The organism is Streptomyces sp. NPDC008238 (assembly GCF_042956445.1).
GTDB lineage: Bacteria > Actinomycetota > Actinomycetes > Streptomycetales > Streptomycetaceae > Actinacidiphila.
In genome coordinates this window covers 1-2,258 of sequence record NZ_JBIBGK010000074.1, presented here as the reverse complement: position 1 = coordinate 2,258, position 2,258 = coordinate 1, and the positions used below count along the sequence as shown (strand labels likewise).

At 68.9% G+C, this 2,258-nt stretch carries 2 protein-coding genes; both read left to right on the top strand.

Annotated features, from left to right (window positions below):
- Positions 1–97: 97 nt before the first annotated feature.
- A complete protein-coding gene (gene istA, locus ACFZAU_RS41775) occupies positions 98–1,354 on the top strand; it encodes an IS21 family transposase (protein WP_500556600.1) in 1,257 nt (418 codons plus the stop codon).
- Complete coding sequence (gene istB, locus ACFZAU_RS41770; protein WP_500556599.1) at positions 1,354–2,184, top strand: IS21-like element helper ATPase IstB; 831 nt, start codon at positions 1,354–1,356, stop codon at positions 2,182–2,184. Before istA ends, istB begins: the two co-directional genes overlap by 1 nt.
- The last annotated feature ends 74 nt before the right edge of the window (positions 2,185–2,258 follow it).

The window sequence follows — 2,258 nt, the reverse complement described above, 5'->3', positions numbered from 1 at the left end:
TGAAATGAGGGCCACGGGTAGCGGATCAAAAGCGGGCCGGTCGGTGGTCTCGTGATCATCCTGGCTTCAGCGGTGCTGGAGTCAGGAGGAAGCGAGGGTGATCCGCGTGGAGGACTGGGCTGAGATCCGTCGGTTGCATCGGAGTGAGGGGTTGTCCGCCCGGGCGGTGGCCCGTGAGCTGGGAATTTCGCGGGGAACCGTGCTGCGGGCGTTGGCCTCGGATCGGCCACCGCAGTACCGGCGGGCGCCGAAGGGCTCGGCGGTGGACGCGGTCGAGCCCGCGATCCGGGAGTTGTTGAAGCAGACCCCGACGATGCCGGTCACGGTGATCGCAGAGCGGATCGGTTGGGATCGCGGGCTGACGATCCTGCGCGAACGGGTCAGGGAATTGAGGCCCGCCTACCTGCCGGTCGACCCGGTCTCCCGGACGGTCTATCAGCCGGGCGAACTTGCTCAGTGTGATCTGTGGTTCCCGGCGGTGGACATCCCGCTCGGCTATGGGCAGACGGGGCGACCGCCGGTGCTGGTGATGGTGTCGGGCTACTCGCGGATGATCACCGCGAGAATGCTGCCGTCCCGGACCACCGCTGATCTGATCGACGGGCACTGGCAGCTGCTGTCCGGCTGGCAGGCGGTTCCCAGGACGCTGGTCTGGGACAATGAAGCCGGTGTCGGCAGGGGCAGGCCCACGACCGAGTTCGCGGCACTCGCCGGCCTGCTCGCGATCCGGATCCACTTCTGCCGGCCCCGTGATCCCGAGGCGAAAGGCCTGGTCGAGCGGGCGAACGGCTATCTGGAGACCAGCTTCCTACCCGGCCGCGTCTTCACCGGCCCGGACGACTTCAACGGTCAGCTCACCGCCTGGCTGCAGGTTGCCAACCGGCGCCGGCACCGCAGCATCGACGCCCACCCCGTCGACCGCTGGGAGGCGGACCGGTCGGCGATGCTCGCCCTGCCGCCGGTCGCCCCGCCGAACTGGTGGCCGCGCACCATCCGGCTCGGCCGCGACCACTACATCCGCGTCGACACATGCGACTACTCCGTCCACCCCCGGGCAATCGGGCACCGGATCACCGTCCGGACCGACACCGACAGCATCGTCGTGACCTGCGGCAATGACGTGGTCGCTCGTCACGGCCGCTGCTGGGCCCGGCACCAGACCATCACCGACCCCGAGCACGCCGTCGCGGCACGTCACCTGCGCGACCAGGCCCGGCCACCCGTCCGCACCACCACCGCGCTCTCCACGGCTTTGGCCAAGGACGACTGGGGCATTGAGGTCGAACAGCGGGCGCTGGGCTCCTACGACCGCATCTTCACCCTCATCGAGGGCGGCGCCGGAAAGGACACCTGATGGCCCGCACCACCGCATCCACTGCCGGACCCGCCGACGGCCTCGCGGCCCAGACCGGCAGGCAGACTGCCGCTGACCTGGCGTTCCTCGCCCGCGCGATGAAAGCTCCCGCTCTGCTGGACGCCGCCGAACGCCTGGCCGGGCGAGCCCGCACCGAGTCCTGGACCCACCAGGAGTATCTGGCCGCCTGCCTGCAGCGCGAGGTCGCCGCCCGCGAGTCCCACGGCGGCGAGCAACGCATTCGCGCCGCCCGCTTTCCCGCGGTCAAGACCATCGAGGAGATCGACACCGCCCACCTGCGGGGCATGACGCGCCAACAGCTCGCCCACCTTGGCACACTGGACTTCATCACTGGCAAGGAGAACATCGTCTTCCTCGGACCGCCCGGCACCGGCAAAACCCACCTCGCCACCGGACTCGCCGTCAGAGCCTGCCAGGCCGGCCACCGCGTCGCGTTCGCCACCGCCTCCCAATGGGTCGACCGCCTGGCGGCCGCCCACCACACTGGCCGGCTCCAGGACGAACTCGTCAAGCTCGGCCGCTATCCACTGATCGTGATCGACGAGGTCGGCTACATACCGTTCGAGCCGGAGGCGGCAAACCTGTTCTTCCAGCTCGTTTCGAACAGATATGAGAGGGCCAGCGTGATCGTCACCTCGAACAAGCCCTTCGGCCGCTGGGGCGAGACCTTCGGCGACGAGACCGTGGCTGCCGCCATGATCGACCGACTCGTCCACCACGCCGAGGTCCACTCCCTCAAAGGCGAGTCCTACCGCATGCGCGGCCGCGGCGAACTCGGCCGCATCCAGACCGGCAACGACACCAACTGACACGACAAACGAGAACGCACGATGGCCCACGATTGAGCCGCTCAGACTGGCCTCACATTAGGCCGCTGCCGACA